Raw genomic sequence first — 16,471 nt, forward strand, 5'->3', positions numbered from 1 at the left:
CATTTACGTATTATTTCTGAACTTTTTCAACAATTTCCATAATTTTGTTAACAACTTCGTCAATACTTAGCGAAGTTGTATCAACAAGCACTGCATCTTTGGCTTGGGTTAACGGTGAAATCTTACGGTGCGAATCTTTATAATCACGTGCTTCGATTTCTTGTTCTAAAACATCTAAAGGTGTATCAATCCCTTTGAGTTGATTTTCCTTAAAACGTCTTACTGCTCTTTCATGCACACTCGCCACCAAAAAAATTTTGACTTGAGCATGTGGCAAAACGGTCGTGCCAATATCGCGTCCATCCATAACAATTCCGCCAGCTTCAGCAATTTCACGCTGCCGCTTGGTTAAAATTTCACGTACACTAGGTTGTGCTGAAACAGCAGAAACGTTATTGGTAATTTCCGGTGTTCTGATAGTCTTGGTAACATCCACTTCATTTGCAAAAACTTTTTGCTCTGGTTCAGCCGGCACGAAGCGAATTTCAGCTTCTGACAGCAGCTTTTTTAAAGCAGCGTCATCATCATAGGCAATTTGGTTTTTTCGTGCTAAAAAAGTAGCCGCCCGATACATAGCACCAGTATCGCAATAAATATAACCAAGTTTTTTGGCAACCAGCTTAGCAACCGTACTTTTACCAGCAGATGCCGGCCCATCAATAGCAATTTGTAATTTCATTTTCCTACCCCTAATTATTTAACTCTAATCTGTTGTCCTGGTGTCAGCGTAGAATTAGCTGATAAACCCGGATTAAGCTCTAGCAATTGGTCAACTGTCAAACCATTATTAACTGCCACCCGATATAACCCCTGCCCACTAGCAACGGTTACATATTGTCCACTAGATGAACTTGAACTTGAGCTTGAACTAGATGAAACTGAACTGCTAGAATCACTTTGACTCGTTTGGGTACTGCTTGAACTTGTCGAACTAGAACTTGTCGAACTAGAACTTGCTGTTTTAGCTGATGTTTTCTTCTTAGACGATTTCACCGAATAATTCTTTTTTTCTGAGCTAGATGAAACAACTTCTATTTGATCATCATTATTAGTAGGCTGATTAGATCGTGCTACTGACACAAAATAACCGATAATCGTACCAACAATAATAACGAAAAAGACAATTAATAAAATAGCTGAACTTCTTTTATCATGCTGGCTTCTTTGCTTCGCTGCCCGTCGTGAATATACACCATTTTCATCGGTTTCATCTTCAAATTTATTTTCCCAAGGCTTTTTTTCGTGTCCACCATCTTGGCTTTTCATAATTAAACCTCCTCGACCAGTATCAATAAATATGATAGCATAATTATTTCAATCATGAATAGGAAAAATTCATAATTATTGATTGAATAATTTTTTTAAAACGGATTGATAATCTTCAAAAGTTGCCCGCTTGGCCAAAGCAACTTTTTTTTGCCCCAATTGTGATAAAGATACGGTCTCATTTTGCGGACTGCAGCAATTTGCTTGTTCTGGCAACTGGTCGCCAAAATATTGGGCAATTTTTTTTCTTAAGCAATTCGACCCAAGGTAACTTTTTATCTCATCTAAAGCTTGTTTGCGCTCTACCAGACGTTCTTTTATCAACCTTTCAACCTGTGCTTGAGTAAAACCCAGCTGTTGGTATCTTGCCAACAGGTCAAACGGCGGATTTTCCTGCAAAATTTGCCGCAACACCTTATTTTGTTTAAAAAAATAAGTAATTTCTTGTAACTTGGGAAAAGTTTTTTCCAGCAAATATTTTTGCAAATCCAAATCACTATCCTGATATAAAATAATAGCCGCTCCTTTTTGACCATCACGACTACAGCGTCCATATTCTTGCACATAATCTTCCAAACTGCTTGGCAGGTGGTAATGAATAATATAACGAATATTTTGCTTATTGATTCCCATTCCAAAAGCACTGGTTGCACAGATGATATCTAATTCATCGCGTAAAAATTGCTCTAAAACAGCAAAACGATCCTCATTGGCCATTCCTGCATGATAAACGGCCGACTTAAGATCACTTTTTTGTAAAATAAGCTGATTTATTTCTTCAGCTTTTTTTTTGCTCGAAAAATAAATCAGTCCTGGACCCTGTAAATTAGTTGTCAATTCCAAGAGGCGCGCGTTTTTTTGCGCTTCATCACTTACTTCTTCAACATCTAAAAAAATATTAGCCCGGTTGACAGCAAAGCGCACCACTTTGGTTTGGGCGTCAAAAAATAGGATCTGCTTGATTTGCATTTCGACTTTTAAAGTGGCCGTAGCGGTTAAAGCCAGCGTGAGCGGATTAGCTAATCTTTGTCTGATTTTGCCTAAATCTAAATAATCTGGTCTAAAATCAGGTCCCCACGTCGAAATGCAATGGGCTTCATCAACCACAAATAAACCTAAGTCAAGTTTTTGCAAAGCTGCTAAAACAGCCGGATTTTTGAGCAATTCAGGCGAAACATAAATAAAGCGGAAAAATTTAAGCTTTGCCAAAATTTCCCGGCGCTGTGCAAAAGTTAAATTTGAATTTAAGGCAATCGCCTTTTTTTCGCCCCTTAAATAGAGATTGGCCACCTGATCTTGCATTAATGAAATTAAAGGCGACACGATCACTACCGTTTTTTTAACAAGGTAGCCATATAACTGGTAACATAAGGACTTGCCAACACCGGTGGGCAAAATACCCAAAACATTTTTTTGTGCTAATAAAGCTTCTAAAATTTCTTTTTGCCCAGGTTTAAAGTGTTGATACCCAAAATATTTCATTAAAGCAGCATTTAAATCAATAGTCTGTACCATAAATTTTAATCCTCATAATCTGTACTAAGCGATATTTATAAAAAGGAAGCTTAAAATCTGCTAAAGCGTGAAAATTCCACGTTAACGTCTTTTGACCTTGAAAAACTTTTTCAATTAATTTGATTTCATCTTCTAAAAGAAAGGCTTGATAAGGAAAATCATCTAAAATCATCGCACAATTTAAAATATGTTCAATAACCGTTGACAATTTAAGCCGTCTTACTTGTGCAACTTTGGGTAAATCATAGCCATTTTGAAAGAGTTGGTAGCTTTTAAGGGCACTTTTAGTCAATAATCCTTCGCCTAATTGGCTTTTAAATAAAGTGCCAAAAGTTGGATCATGTTTAATGCTAAAAAAAATAAAACGTGCGGTTAAGTCGCGTAAAATCAAGGCCACATCACTGATATCCAACTGATGCATTTGCGCTAATTGGCTAGTCGTAAAGCCTGATTCATGGTATCCGGCAAAATTTTGCGCAAAAATCACCGCTTCAGTTGTGTCTTCTTGGGATAAAAACTGTTCCAAATCCTCAGCCAAATGATCCAAGCCTTGACCATTGGTTTGCTGATACCACCGTTTAAAAAGCTGTAAAATATCATAATTCAGCGTAAGGGGCTGATATTTGGCCTGCTGATAACTTTTTTCAGAAGCAACCTGAATACATAAATGTAGTAAAGTCGTCAAGCGCCGGTAATTAAAAAATGAAAATAGCTCTGGGTTTTGCAAAGTTTTATGTTCAGCTAAATACCTTGCTTTCATATCAGCACCTTTTGGGGTTAAAACATAGGTATTTTTGGCAACCTGCTTTAACCAGCCCTTTTTGTGTGCTAAAGATGCCACTAATTCAACTTTTTGGCCCAATTCAGGATCCGTATTGGTTTCGGTCAGTAATCCATAGCACATTCCCCAAAACATTGACGACATGGTCAAATGATTACCTAAAATCTGCCGAATCACAGCCGTACGATGCGCTTGTTTTTCATCAAAATACAGCAAAATCCGCGCAATTACCAAATTTTCAGCCATTAATTTCACCCCCGTATTCTTCATATTATAGCATCAAAAAGCCCTTGATTACATTTGGTAAACGTTTTTTTGTGAAAGTGTAAAATAAAATTCTAAGGTATGCCTAAAAATACTTTCCATTTCAGTTAACATAGTGTAAAATATGGGTGTACTTACAAAATATTATGAAAGGTGGTTTTCATTTTGAGTAATGAAACGAAACACAAAGGCAAGTTAATCCAATATGCCAATGGACCTTCCTTAGAAGAAATTAACGGTACGGTCAAAGTTCCCAAAGGCAAAGGCTTTTGGCGCACACTCTTAGCCTATTCAGGTCCAGGTGCTTTAGTGGCGGTAGGCTACATGGATCCTGGTAACTGGTCAACTTCAATCACAGGTGGTCAAAACTTCCAATATACCTTAATGTCAGTTATATTGATGTCAAGTTTGATTGCGATGTTGCTCCAATACATGGCAGCTAAACTTGGTATTGTTACCCGCCTTGATTTGGCACAAGCGATTCGTGCCCGTACAAGTCGTGCTTTAGGCATTGTCCTGTGGATTTTAACAGAACTTGCAATTATGGCCACTGATATTGCTGAAGTCATCGGGGCTGCGATTGCCCTTTACTTATTATTCGGCATTCCTTTAATCTATGCCGTCTTTATTACCGTTTTGGATGTCTTTTTACTACTGCTGTTAACCAAAGTTGGCTTTAGAAAGATTGAAGCTATCGTCGTTGCACTTATCTTAGTTATCTTGTTTGTCTTCATTTACGAAGTGGCTTTATCCAGACCTGACTGGGCAGCTGTTTTCCAAGGCTTTATTCCAAGCTCTAAGACATTTGCTTCCAGTCCTGAAGTTGACGGTATGACTCCAATTCAAGGGGCTTTAGGTATTATCGGTGCTACCGTTATGCCACACAACCTTTACCTGCACTCGGCGATTTCACAAACACGTGCTATCAATCATGACGATGAAGACGAAGTTGCTAATGCTGTTCGCTTTACAGCTTGGGACTCAACCATTCAATTAACAGCTGCTTTCCTTGTTAACTGCTTGCTGTTGATTATGGGGGTTGCCGTTTTTAAAACCGGTGCCGTCAAAGATCCTTCCTTCTTTGGTTTATACCAAGCATTATCTGACACTTCCACTTTAAGCAATGGTTTGTTAATTTCAGTTGCTAAATCAGGTGTTTTATCGGTCTTATTTGCCGTTGCCTTACTAGCTTCAGGTCAAAATTCAACCATTACCGCTACTTTAACCGGTCAAGTTATCATGGAAGGCTTTGTTCATATGAAAATGCCGCTTTGGGCCCGTCGTTTAATCACCCGCTTAATTTCTGTGGTTCCTGTTTTAGTTTGCGTGTCATTTACAGCTAACCAAAGTGAAATTGAACAGCACGAAGCCTTAAATACCTTGATGAATAATTCGCAAGTATTCTTAGCTTTGGCTTTGCCATTTTCAATGTTGCCTTTACTCATTATGACCAATAGTAAAAATGCCATGGGTGATCGTTTCGCTAACAAATTGTGGGCTAAAACTTTAGGTTGGATTTCCGTTATCGCCTTGACTTTCTTGAACCTGAAAGGCTTGCCCGCTTCAATCGCTGATTTTTACGGCAATCACCCAACCGCTAGTCAATTAGCTACTGCTCACGGAATTGCTTACGCTGCAATTGTTGTAATCCTCGCCCTCTTAATTTGGACGATTGTTGATCTGTACCGTGGTGATAAAAAATTAGCTCAAAAACAAGCTTAATTCATGATAAAAAAACTTCCAAACATGGGTTTGGAAGTTTTTTTATATCTTAATTTTACTTGATTAATTAAATTTTACTGTCTGTACACTAATCCAGTTTCTTAAGTGTACATAAACGAGGGCAAATATCCCACCGACAATTGCTCCTTCAATCAGGTTAAAGGGAACAACTCCGTATAAAACCATCTTAGCTAAAGGCATCCCTAATTTCATCCCTAAAAGGTTCATATATAAAGGAATTGTCACGAAATAATTCGTCAAAGAAAGCACTAGAGTTAAAGTTACAGTTCCGCAAACAACAGCTAATAAAACATTTTTCAACTGAAAAGCCTTGTCCTTCATCACAAAATACAACGGATAACACAAGGACATCGAAGCCAAAAAGCTGAGTGAAACACCGATTAAATTCGGCAAATTAGCCCCTGAAACTACAAAATAAATGATAGATCTAATTAAAGCAATTTCTAAGCCACCAAAAGGTCCCAAAACAAATAATCCCAATAAAATAGGCAAATCAGAAAAATCTAATTTCATAAAGGGAACAATGGGAATAATTACAAATGAAAAGAACATTAACAGGTAAGAGATAGCTGCTAAACAAGCAATAACAGCTCCGCGCCGAACAGATTTGTTGTACATATAAAATTCCTCCTCTGTTAACCTCAAAACATAATAAAGCCAAAAAAGACTCTGCAACCTCAAGGCCACAGAGTCTTATGTTTATTTACATACATAAAAAAGCTCTATCTTCTTTCATCCAGACTATACTGTCGGTACCGGAATTACACCGATTCGGTCTCTAATGAGAGTCGCGGACTTTAACCGCCGGTCGGGATTTACACCCTGCCCTGAAGATTAACATAATATTTTATTTATAGATAATTTAACACTAAAAAGAAGTCCTGTCAACTATTTACGCTTAGCATTCTGCCGTGCATGTTCATAAAGCATTTTAACTTCATCGCGGCTCAATTCTCTAAATTGGCCTGAAACTAACCCGTCTAAGGTCAAAAAATCATAACTTTCCCTTTTTAACTTCTTAACCGGATGTCCAATGGCCTCAAACATATTCTTAACTTGATGGTTGCGGCCTTCATGAATTGTCAGTGAAACAATTGAGCTGTTTTTAGCACGATCACTCGAAATAATTTGGGCCTTGGCTCTAGCACTGAAGTGACCGTCCTTCATTTTCACACCCTTGCGCAAATGCTTTAAGTCATCATTTTGCACTAAGCCTTCTACCTTCGCTACATATGTTTTATTCACCTTATAGCGCGGATGCATTAAAAGGTTGGCTAATTGGCCATCATTCGTTACCAAAATAATTCCTGAGGTATCATAATCAAGCCGCCCAATCGGATATACCCGGCGCGCAATATCTTTAAAGTAGTCGGTTACCACTTTACGCCCCTTATCATCTTTTGCCGCACTGATAACGCCACGTGGTTTATAAAATAAGAAATAAACCTTGCTTTCCCGTTCTAAAAGACTGCCGTCAACTTCGATAGCATCATCATTGCTAACCTTAGTCCCGAGTTCCTTAACGACGCGGCCGTTGACCTTCACATGTCCTTCTAAAATTAATTTTTCACTAGCACGACGTGATGCAACACCTGCATCTGCCATTGCTTTTTGTAATCTGACTTCAGCCATTTTCTTCCTCTATTCTTCTGTTGTCTGTCCGAGCGTTTGACTAAATAATTCCATGAAATTGTCGCTTTGATCTGTCGCTTCTGCGTCATCTTGCGGCAAAGGCGGCAACTCTTTTAAAGAATTTAGTCCAAAATAATCTAGAAAAGTGTCAGTTGTTTGATATAAAATAGGTCGTCCCGGTGCATCTAATCTGCCAGCCTCACTAATCAATTCCAACAAAAGCAGCTTTTGAATGACTCCACCTGACTGGACCCCACGAATTTCTTCAATTTGCAATCTCGTAACAGGCTGCTTATACGCAACGATAGCTAACGTTTCCAAACTGGCCCCTGAAATTTCAGTCGTGGCCGGTGCTGCAAAATACTCTTTCAGCAGCGGCGCAAAACTCTTTTTGGTGACCAGCCTAAAACGTTCATTAGCTTCAATAATTTCAACACTGCAGGCATGATCTGCCTGATATTTTTCGTTTAATTTATTAATTTGGGCATATACCGCTGGTTTCAATAAGCCAGTCAATTGGGCTAACTGGGTTGCGGAAATGCCGTCTGCTCCGCTGACAAAGAGCAAACTTTCAATTTTCGCCTGATTAGACAGCATTTTTTTCACCACCTGTAATCAAAATCGCACCAAAATTCTGCGCCTGCATAACCCGCAATTCATTTTGCTTCATTAACTCAAGCATAGCCATAAAAGTTGTCACAATTAATTCGACGTCAGCCTTTTGAGCAAACAAATCTTCAAATAAAATGGGCTCTTTAGCCGCTGCTATCCTCGTTTTTAATTGTGGCAATATTTCATTTAAACGATATTTTTCAGGACTAACTCGCCTTTGCGGCGTCGTTTTTGCTTTTCGCTTCAAAAGCAGACGGGCAAAAGCCTTCTCTAACAATTTAACATCCTGACCTTGCTCATCTAAGTGAAGTTTTAAGGCTTCTTTAGACGGTTCTTGCGGTTCGCGCATATATTTGAGTGAACGCTCATCAGCTAAAGTCCGCAAATTCTCAGCTGCTTTTTGATAGGTTTGGTGCAAAATCAGTTGCATCACCAACTCTTCGCGTGGATCTTCTAATTCGGTATTTTCATTAAAATCATCTTCTTGATGGGTTGGCAGCAGCATTTTACTTTTAATATTAATCAGCATCGCCGCTATAAGCAAATACTCCCCAGCAATATCTAATTCTAACTCCTGCATTTGGTGCAGGTAAGCGATATACTGGGAAGTAATTTCTGACATTTTAATATCATAAATATCCATTTCATTCTTACGAATCAAATGTAACAATAAATCAAGCGGTCCTTCAAAAGTCGGCAGTTTGAAAGTTAAATGGCGCATATCCAGTGATTCATCAGCCATTTTCTCTTTCCTCCCACCGTGCCAAAAGAAAAGCCGTATCCATGCTACCCATAAATTCATCATCAGGATATAATTGGCGCAAGGCATCCAGCATTAAAAAGGTAACACCATGTCCACGTTCGGCAGGTGTTACCGCAATATGCCTTACCATCAATAGATGACTATCAGTATCTCTTTCAATCCCCACGATACCGATAAAATCACCTGTATCATTTTTCCATAAGTACAAGTAGCGGTCATCATCTGTTTGATATCCCGCTAAACATGCTTTAAGATGTGAAATTTCCTTTAAATCAGGAATAAATGAGAGCAGACCCATGGCTATTTTTTCATAGTCGTTTTTGTACTTATAAAGCATTTTATCCTCCCGTAAAAACGATTAATCTTATAGATTACTTTATCACAATTAAACGACTAAAACAAACTACGCATGTGGATGAGCCTGATTATAAATCTTGGACAAACGCTTTTTGGAAATATGGGTGTATAGCTGGGTTGTAGAAATATCTGCATGGCCTAAAAGTTCCTGTACAATCCGCAAATCAGCCCCATTTTCCAAAATATGCGTCGCAAAAGAATGCCGCAAAGTGTGCGGAGTTACATTCTTTTTAATTCCGGCTTTTTTGACTTCATTTTTTAAATTCTTCCAAATTCCTTGCCGTGTGAGTCTTTCACCATGGAAATTAACAAATAAATAAGGACTACGTTTATTTTTGCATAAAATCGGCCGTGAATTATCTAAATAAGCGCTAATCCACTTAATCGCCTGATCACCAATTGGAATAATCCGTTCCTTTTTGCCCTTGCCCATAGCTCTGATAATCCCAACATCTAAGTGTAAATCTTCTAATTTTAAATTTATTACTTCAGAAACTCTTAGACCTGTAGCATACATCAGTTCCAAAATAGCCCGATTTCTCAACCCCAAGGTTTGGCTGGTATCAGGGGTAACCAACAAGCGCTCGACTTCTTCAACCGATAAAACCTCTGGCAAATGTTTTTCGCTTTTAGGTGTTTCAATAAGCGTCATCGGATCATTTTCAATCAGCTGTTCCTGCCGTAAAAATTGGAAAAATTTCCGCAAACTGGTGACACAGCGGATAATTGACGCATTAGCTTTGCCTTCCTTGGTTAACTGGCCCAAATAATCTAAAATAACCTGTTTATTAATTTTAGCAAGTGACTCGAGCTGATTTTGCTGCAAATATAAAATAAAATGCTGTAAATCTAACCCGTAACTAGCTATCGTATTATCAGACAAGCCGCGTTCAGCTTTTAAATAATGAAGATAGTCATCCAATAATTGTGAAAGATCCATTATTTCACCCTCAATTCTTATCAATCCTTTTTTGCCGACATCGATCACAAATACCTAAAAAGGTTAACCTATGATCAGCCACTTCAAAGCGATATTTTTGCTTGATTTCTTTTTCAATATCTACCAATAAATCTTCATGTATTTCCTGAACACGCCCACAAATATTGCAAATTAAATGGTGGTGAAAATGGCCATGATCTTGCGTTTTTAAATCAAAACGCACCATGCCGTCTTCAAAAATAATCTTATTGACTACTTGAACATCCGTTAACATATCTAAAGTCCGATAAACCGTAGCTAGACCTACGTTAGGATGATTTTGTTTAAGTAGTGCATAAATCTCTTCTGCGGTTAAATGCTGAGTTTGATACTTTAAGAGCAATTCAACTGTTGCACGTCTTTGTGGTGTTAATTTAAAACCTGCTTTGCGCAAACTTGCTTCAATACTTTCCAACTCACTCATCGCAATACCCCTAATTTACTTCTTTAATAAAATTAAAAAACCAGCTTCTTGTTTAACTAAACCAGCCTTCAATAAATGCCCAACGGCCCGTTTAAATGCTGCCTTACTGATACCAAAATAAGCTTTAATCTCATCAGGCGTACTCTTATCTGTTAAAGGCAAGCGCCCGTCAGCATGCTCAAGCGCAATTTTTAGCATTTGAGCATCGTCGTCAATGACTTCATATCCGCGCGGATTAAGCGACAAATTAAGCCAGCCGTCATCACGCACGCCAATGACACGTGCCTTAACCACTTGCCCCAAGCGTGGTTCCACATCTCTTTCAGAAGGATGAATGAAGCCTAAGTGATAATCAGACGTTAAGACATAGGTTCCAGCTAATTTTAACCGAAAAACCGTCGCAGTAACATCTTTATTTTGCATCCGCTGATGGCCGGCTACACTGACAGCTTTAAGCATTTCCGTTGTCGCTAAAGTACCCCAAAGCCGTCCCTTTTGGTCAACTTTCAAAGCTATCATCAGCCGATCATTAGGTTTAGGCCATAATTCCATTATTTCCGGCAGCTCGTCTAAAGAAACCACAATATCTTTGTTTTTTAAGCCCACATCAACAAATACACCCAAGTCACGCTGTACTTTTTTAACTGTACCAAAAGCATATCGGTCAAAACCCACTTTGGGCTCCGTTTTAGTTAATTGCAACTCATGATGCTCATTTTCATAAGCAAAAGCGGTAATCATCGCTCCCATCTTAGGCATTTTAAGCAATTCACTTTTTAACAGTCTAAAAGTTAAGCCATCTTTTTGTGCAAAAATATATTTATCATTTTCATCGGTCACCATGGCCGTAATATTTCTGCCGATTATATCTTTAAGCAACAGTTAATCCTCCTATGAATGTACCCAAACTAACATCCACCGACTTTTATATCGGTCCAAAATCATCTTTTTTTCAGTCAAAGTAGTCTGAAATACATTATTTCTTTATTATTTTTAACAAACTATTCATATGTGCTTTTAACATGCTTTTTATGCTATAAAAAAATATGTTAAATAAAAAAGTGCTTCAAAGACAAAAAACATTTTTATCATTGCAGCACTCTGTCATTATTCTGCTGTTTTGGTTTTAAATTCCCTCAGCCATTTTGCTTCCTGCTTTGTCAAAGGATAGTTTTCTAACATATCCGGCCGCCGTAAATAAGTCCGCCGTAATGATTCTTTATGGCGCCACTCAGCAATTTTTTGGTGGTTACCGCTGGTTAATACTTCCGGCACCTTTAATCCTCTAAAATCAGCTGGACGGGTATACTGCGGGTATTCTAATAATCCTGTTGAAAAAGAATCGCCCACAGCTGACTGCGAATTGCCCAATACATCCGGCAACAAGCGTACAGTAGCATCAATAACCACCATCGCACCCAATTCGCCACCAGTTAAAACAAAATCACCCAACGAAATCTCATCAGTCACCCGTGTACGGATCCGCTCGTCATAGCCTTCATAGTGTCCACAAATAAAGGTCAAATGATCTTCTTGAGCCAAACGTTCAGCAACCTTTTGATTAAATTTTTCACCGGCCGGATCCAGCAAAATCACCTTACCTAACCCATTATTTTCAGTCTCAACAGCATCTAAAGCATCAAAAATCGGCTGGGCCTGCAGCAGCATCCCAGCCCCACCACCATAAGGTGTATCATCGACATGGTGCTGCTTATTAGTGGTATAATCACGAAAATCGGTAACTTTAATATCTAAAATGCCCTTTTCTTGCGCTTTGCCGACAATCGACTGCGTTAAAGGGCCCGTAAACATTTCCGGAAATAAACTTAAAATATCAATTTTCATTAGTCAGCCAATCCTTCCAATAAATCAATGATTACTTCGCCCTTAGCTAAATCAACTTTTTTAATCACATCATCAATTACTGGCAAAAGAATTTCTTTTTGGCCTTGTTTAACAACCCAAACATCATTGGCGCCAGGAGCTAAAATTTCTGAAATAGTTCCAACTTCTGCTCCTTCTAAAGTGACTACTTTAAGACCAATAATTTGATGATAATAATATGATCCTTCTTCAAGTTCTGCTTGTTGTGCTTGCGAAATCTTGAGATCATAACCTTTAAATTTTTCAACCGCATTAATATCTTCTAAACCTTCAAATGTTAACAGGTCAAACTGTTTATGCTTGCGGTGAATTTTCACGACAACTTCTTGCTTTAAAGTGCCTTTATCAAATAAATAAAGGGTATTTCCCGCTTTAAAGCGTTCATCGGTAAAATCACTTGAAGATAAAACCCGGACTTCGCCCTTGATTCCATGCGTATTAACAATTTTTCCAACTTGATAATAATCCATAATCTCTTCCTCAATAGGTTTGCTTATAAAAAAACCTCTGATGAAAACAAATTCACCAAAGGTTCTATTAATCGTCTACGATATTTAAACGAACTCGAAGAGAGTCGTCAACACGAACGCTATACACAATGGTTCTGATTGCCTGAGCAACCCGACCATGTTTTCCAATTACACGCCCAACATCTTCCGGCGCAACTGCTAAATTAAAATTCAGAAAATGTGCATCCTGATTTGTCTCAATTTTGATTGCCTCAGGCTTAGCAACTAGTGGTTCTACAATGGTAACAATTAATTGCTTCACATCTGCTTCTGTCATCTTAATCTACCTTACTTCTTTGAAAACTTAGCTTCGTGGAACTTCTTCATAACACCTTGCTTAGAAAGAATGTTACGAACTGTATCTGAAGGTTGAGCACCATTACCCAACCAGTTCATGATTGCTTCTTCTTTAAGTGTTACTTGTTCTGGTTCTGTCAATGGGTTGTATGTGCCAACTGTTTCGATGAAACGGCCATCACGTGGTGAACGTGAATCAGCAACAACGATACGGTAAAATGGACGCTTCTTAGAACCCATACGCTTTAAACGAATTTTAACTGACATGCATTTACACCTCCTAGTTATCTTCTCAACGTTTACTAATATACCAGTATTTTCGCTCCGTGTAAAGTAAAATTTCTTGACAGGGGCTTTTTTTTTGCAAATTAGCTTTAAAAGGCTGATATATCAACGTTTTAAATCTGATTATTTACGCCGTCTTTGTTTTTTAATTTTGGCGCGCTTCTTCTTTTTGTTCTTTTTGACCATGCGATTCATCGACATTTTGGCCAATTTGCCGGAAATACCGCCGCCAAACATCTGCTCCATGCCGCCTAAATTACCATTAGTTAATTTTTGCATCATGTCGCGCATTTGCTTAAATTGCTTAATCATGCGGTTGACTTCTTGGATAGGACGACCGGAACCGGCTGCAATCCGCCGCCTACGACTAGGATTTAACAGGTCAGGATCTTCACGTTCCTGCGGTGTCATTGAATAAACAATAGCTTTAGTATGTTCGATATCTTTAGGGTCAACTTTAATATTCTTCAAAGCCGGATTAGAAGCCATCCCTGGAATCATCTTCATAATGTCTTCTAACGGACCCATATTTTGAACTTGCACTAATTGGTCAACAAAATCGTTAAAGTCAAAGGTATTTTCCCGCATCTTATCGGCCAATTCTTCAGCCTTCTTTTGATCAAAGTCTTGCTGAGCTTTTTCAATCAAAGTCAGCATATCACCCATACCTAAAATACGCGAAGCCATCCGGTCTGGATAAAAGACATCCAAGGCGGTCATCTTTTCGCCTTGCCCAATAAATTTAATTGGCTTACCTGTTACCGCCCTGATTGACAAAGCAGCCCCACCACGGGTATCGCCATCTAATTTAGTCAAAACAACCCCAGTAACATCAAGCTTGCTGTTAAAGCCTTCAGCTACTTCCACCGCATTTTGACCTGTCATCGAATCGACTGTCAGTAAAATTTCATCCGGTGAAACTAACGCCTTGATTTGCGCTAATTCATCCATTAATTTTTCATCAATTTGTAAACGGCCGGCAGTATCGATGATGACATAATCATTTTTTTGTTCACGCGCAACTTCCATCCCTTGCCGCACAATTTCAACCGGATTCATGTCTACGCCCCGTTCAAAGACGGGTACATCGATTGATTTACCCACGGTTACCAACTGATCAACGGCAGCTGGCCGGTAAACATCGGCTGCAATCAATAAAGGTCGAGCATTTGCTTCTTTTTTGAGCTTATAAGCCAGTTTGCCGGCTGTGGTTGTTTTACCAGCCCCCTGCAATCCAACCATCATAATAATTGTAGGAATTTTGGCTGATTTATTCAAAGGCACGGCGCTTTCGCCCATCACTTTGATTAATTCTTCATTGACAATTTTAACAATTTGCTGAGCCGGAGTTAAACTTTCAAGTACTTCAGCTCCAACAGCCCTTGTTCTGACTTCTTTGACAAAATCTTTTACAACTTTAAAATTAACATCGGCTTCAAGCAAAGCTAAACGGATTTCACGCATAACTTCCTTGACGTCGGATTCACTAATCTTGCCCTTGCGCCTTAATTTACTAATTGCGCCTTGCAAGCGTTCGGTTAAACCTTCAAATGCCATTAATAGCCACCAACTTTCATTCTTCCATATTTTCGAGATTCTGAATTAAATTGAGCAAATCATTGTCATTAGGATACTTTTTTTTGACATATTGCAAAATTTCATCGGTTTTTGCGCTCTGCTGCTCAAATTGCTGATATAACCCCAATTTAGCTTCATATTCCTCAAGAATTTTTTCAGTCCGCTTAATATTATCATATACCGCTTGTCTAGAAACAGCATAATTTTCAGCAATTTCACCTAAAGAATAATCATCCCGGTAATATAAAGCAATATATGTCATCTGTTTTTCAGTCAGCAGGGGTTCATAAAAGTCAAAAAGAGCATTAATACGATTCGTTTTTTCAATTGCCACCAGATCACCCTAATTTACTAAGCCCTTAAATAAGCCTACCACATATTCTTGCGGATCAAAGTCGCGCAAATCATCCATCTGTTCGCCTAAACCAACCAATTTAACCGGCAGGTGCAGTTCACTTCTGATTGCTAACACAATCCCGCCACGAGCTGTCCCGTCAAGTTTTGTTAAAATAATCCCCGTTACATCAGTAACTTCTTTAAATTGCTTAGCCTGCGTCAAGGCATTTTGCCCTGTGCTGGCATCAAGCGCTAAGAGAACTTCTTGAGGAGCTTCAGGAAGTTCACGGGTAATCACCCGCTTAATTTTATCTAGTTCCTTCATCAAGTTGACTTTATTTTGCAACCGTCCGGCTGTATCAACCAATAAAATATCGTAATTTTCTTTTTTAGCCTTAACTACCGCATCATAAACTACGGCTGCTGGATCACTCTTTTCCGGTTTAGTAACAATATCAACGTCTACACGACGCGCCCATTCAGCCAATTGTTCAATGGCTCCAGCCCGAAAAGTATCCCCGGCTGCCAATAAGACCTTTTTGCCTTCTTCGTGGTAGCGGTGGGCTAACTTGCCGATGGTAGTAGTTTTACCAACTCCGTTAACACCAACAAATAAAAAGACTGTCAGGCCTTCAGCTGCAAAATGCAGCGAATTATCTTCGGTCTTGCCTTCTTCTTCATACAAGTCAACCAAGCGTTCAATGATGGCATTGGAAACATCAGCTTTTTTCTTAGCATTGCGCAATTTAACTTCATCCCGCAATTCATCACTAATTTTCATCGCGGTTTCATAGCCGACATCTGATTCAATTAAAGTTTCTTCCAAATCATCAAAGAAATCTTCGTCAACACTTCTAAAATTAGCTAATAAAGCATTTATTTTAGCACCAAATCCTTTGCGTGATTTAGCCAAGCCCCTATCATAGCGGGCTGCTTCGCTCTCTTTTTTAGCTGGAGCCGGCTTGGCTTCGGCTTTACTTTCAACTTTTGCGGATGCTTTTTCAGCTTTCTCGCTTATCTCAACAGTGTCCCCATCTGCTTTGTCAGCTGTTGCAAGTGCTTGCTTAGCAACTGCTTGACTGTCATTTGTCTCAGCTACTTGCTTGTCAGCTGTTTCAACTGTATCAGCTGTAGATTCTTGAGCAGGTTCTGTTTGCTCTTGAGCTGATAATGTTTCTTCATCAATAGCTTTTTCTTCGTTGCTTTCACCTGTAAAAGCTTTTTTTAAACGATCAAAAAAACCCAT

General features: G+C 38.8%; 20 protein-coding genes and 1 riboswitch. Of the genes, 1 reads left to right on the forward strand and 19 read right to left on the reverse strand.

The window, feature by feature from the left end:
* Positions 1-10: 10 nt before the first annotated feature.
* The 4 genes from cmk to BMX26_RS05030 form a co-directional block, all read right to left on the reverse strand.
* A complete protein-coding gene (gene cmk, locus BMX26_RS05015; protein ID WP_075530368.1) occupies positions 11-679 on the reverse strand; it encodes a (d)CMP kinase in 669 nt (222 codons plus the stop codon).
* A 14-nt stretch (positions 680-693) separates the two neighbouring features.
* Entirely contained in the window at positions 694-1,266 is a 573-nt protein-coding gene (locus BMX26_RS05020) for an SAG1386/EF1546 family surface-associated protein (protein ID WP_075530369.1), read from the reverse strand.
* 75 nt (positions 1,267-1,341) lie between these two features.
* Positions 1,342-2,781: a RecQ family ATP-dependent DNA helicase gene (locus tag BMX26_RS05025; protein ID WP_075530370.1), complete on the reverse strand. Its 1,440-nt coding sequence runs from the start codon at positions 2,779-2,781 to the stop codon at positions 1,342-1,344.
* A complete protein-coding gene (locus BMX26_RS05030; RefSeq protein WP_075530371.1) occupies positions 2,765-3,808 on the reverse strand; it encodes a helix-turn-helix domain-containing protein in 1,044 nt (347 codons plus the stop codon). The genes BMX26_RS05025 and BMX26_RS05030 overlap by 17 nt, the downstream gene beginning before the upstream one ends.
* 180 nt (positions 3,809-3,988) lie before the next feature.
* Here BMX26_RS05030 and BMX26_RS05035 point away from each other — a divergent pair, with 180 nt between their 5' ends.
* Positions 3,989-5,548, forward strand: a complete 1,560-nt coding sequence (locus BMX26_RS05035) for an Nramp family divalent metal transporter (RefSeq protein WP_412771402.1) — start codon at positions 3,989-3,991, stop codon at positions 5,546-5,548.
* A gap of 63 nt (positions 5,549-5,611) precedes the next feature.
* Here BMX26_RS05035 and BMX26_RS05040 read toward each other — a convergent pair whose 3' ends face one another.
* From BMX26_RS05040 to ftsY, 15 genes are all read right to left on the reverse strand, one after another.
* Positions 5,612-6,187, reverse strand: a complete 576-nt coding sequence (locus BMX26_RS05040; RefSeq protein ID WP_075530373.1) for an ECF transporter S component — start codon at positions 6,185-6,187, stop codon at positions 5,612-5,614.
* Between the two features lie 102 nt (positions 6,188-6,289).
* Positions 6,290-6,408: riboswitch (FMN riboswitch) on the reverse strand.
* Between the two features lie 49 nt (positions 6,409-6,457).
* Positions 6,458-7,201 carry a pseudouridine synthase gene (locus BMX26_RS09495; RefSeq protein WP_075530374.1) on the reverse strand — a complete coding sequence of 248 codons (744 nt, stop codon included), beginning with the start codon at positions 7,199-7,201 and terminating at the stop codon, positions 6,458-6,460.
* Between the two features lie 9 nt (positions 7,202-7,210).
* Complete coding sequence (gene scpB, locus BMX26_RS09500) at positions 7,211-7,798, reverse strand: SMC-Scp complex subunit ScpB (protein ID WP_075530375.1); 588 nt, start codon at positions 7,796-7,798, stop codon at positions 7,211-7,213.
* A complete protein-coding gene (locus tag BMX26_RS05055) occupies positions 7,788-8,555 on the reverse strand; it encodes a segregation and condensation protein A (protein ID WP_075530376.1) in 768 nt (255 codons plus the stop codon). The genes scpB and BMX26_RS05055 overlap by 11 nt, the downstream gene beginning before the upstream one ends.
* The gene (locus tag BMX26_RS05060) at positions 8,548-8,913 is read right to left on the reverse strand and encodes a GNAT family N-acetyltransferase (RefSeq protein ID WP_075530377.1); all 366 of its coding nucleotides are present in this window, start codon (positions 8,911-8,913) and stop codon (positions 8,548-8,550) included. The genes BMX26_RS05055 and BMX26_RS05060 overlap by 8 nt, the downstream gene beginning before the upstream one ends.
* 66 nt (positions 8,914-8,979) lie before the next feature.
* Positions 8,980-9,873: a site-specific tyrosine recombinase XerD gene (gene xerD, locus BMX26_RS05065; protein ID WP_075530378.1), complete on the reverse strand. Its 894-nt coding sequence runs from the start codon at positions 9,871-9,873 to the stop codon at positions 8,980-8,982.
* Positions 9,874-9,883: 10 nt separating this feature from the next.
* Complete coding sequence (locus BMX26_RS05070) at positions 9,884-10,336, reverse strand: Fur family transcriptional regulator (RefSeq protein WP_075530379.1); 453 nt, start codon at positions 10,334-10,336, stop codon at positions 9,884-9,886.
* 15 nt (positions 10,337-10,351) lie between these two features.
* Positions 10,352-11,215, reverse strand: coding sequence for a S1 RNA-binding domain-containing protein (locus tag BMX26_RS05075; RefSeq protein ID WP_075530380.1), 864 nt, complete (start codon positions 11,213-11,215; stop codon positions 10,352-10,354).
* Between the two features lie 228 nt (positions 11,216-11,443).
* A complete protein-coding gene (trmD, locus tag BMX26_RS05080) occupies positions 11,444-12,181 on the reverse strand; it encodes a tRNA (guanosine(37)-N1)-methyltransferase TrmD (RefSeq protein ID WP_075530381.1) in 738 nt (245 codons plus the stop codon).
* On the reverse strand, positions 12,181-12,690 hold the full coding sequence (gene rimM, locus BMX26_RS05085) for a ribosome maturation factor RimM (RefSeq protein ID WP_075530382.1): 510 nt from the start codon (positions 12,688-12,690) through the stop codon (positions 12,181-12,183). The genes trmD and rimM overlap by 1 nt, the downstream gene beginning before the upstream one ends.
* Before the next feature lie 67 nt (positions 12,691-12,757).
* Entirely contained in the window at positions 12,758-13,006 is a 249-nt protein-coding gene (locus BMX26_RS05090; protein WP_075530383.1) for a KH domain-containing protein, read from the reverse strand.
* An 11-nt stretch (positions 13,007-13,017) separates the two neighbouring features.
* Entirely contained in the window at positions 13,018-13,293 is a 276-nt protein-coding gene (gene rpsP / locus BMX26_RS05095; RefSeq protein WP_075530384.1) for a 30S ribosomal protein S16, read from the reverse strand.
* Between the two features lie 141 nt (positions 13,294-13,434).
* Positions 13,435-14,868 (reverse strand): signal recognition particle protein, encoded by a 1,434-nt coding sequence (gene ffh / locus BMX26_RS05100; protein WP_075530385.1) that lies wholly within the window; start codon positions 14,866-14,868, stop codon positions 13,435-13,437.
* 16 nt (positions 14,869-14,884) lie between these two features.
* The gene (locus tag BMX26_RS05105) at positions 14,885-15,223 is read right to left on the reverse strand and encodes a putative DNA-binding protein (RefSeq protein WP_075530386.1); all 339 of its coding nucleotides are present in this window, start codon (positions 15,221-15,223) and stop codon (positions 14,885-14,887) included.
* Between the two features lie 9 nt (positions 15,224-15,232).
* Positions 15,233-16,471, reverse strand: coding sequence for a signal recognition particle-docking protein FtsY (ftsY, locus tag BMX26_RS05110; RefSeq protein ID WP_075530387.1), 1,239 nt, complete (start codon positions 16,469-16,471; stop codon positions 15,233-15,235).

It is taken from the genome of Ligilactobacillus sp. WC1T17, from assembly GCA_900110005.1.
Lineage (GTDB): Bacteria > Bacillota > Bacilli > Lactobacillales > Lactobacillaceae > Ligilactobacillus > Ligilactobacillus ruminis_A.